Origin of the sequence: Isoptericola croceus (genome assembly GCF_029382255.1) — a bacterium.
GTDB lineage: Bacteria > Actinomycetota > Actinomycetes > Actinomycetales > Cellulomonadaceae > Isoptericola > Isoptericola croceus.
Genome location: NZ_JARLLG010000480.1, coordinates 1 through 257 on the forward strand (window position 1 = coordinate 1; position 257 = coordinate 257).

1 protein-coding gene is annotated in these 257 nt (G+C 45.9%); it reads right to left on the minus strand.

The features are described 5' to 3' along the window. Positions 1-257 (minus strand): hypothetical protein (locus PZC42_RS21905; RefSeq protein ID WP_277214318.1); only part of this gene is annotated, 257 nt, incomplete at both ends.

Here is a 257-nt window from a genome sequence, read left to right on the forward strand (position 1 = left end):
CTTGAATTTGCTGTTAACACCATCTAAATGGCACGTTCCGTTTGTATTGTCTATAAGGGCGGCTGCATTTTTCAAGTCCTCCAGATTGAAGTTCCAACCACTGATTCCTCGTATGTACTCTTTCTGTGATAGTTGCTCCGTGCTCTCTGAACCAAGCTGATTACGAAGAAGCAAGTCAGCCTCTTTTCCCTTCAATGTCCTAAAGCGTTCACCCAGCGGGGGGAGGCCGTCAAGAATACTTCGTGCAAGAAATTCAG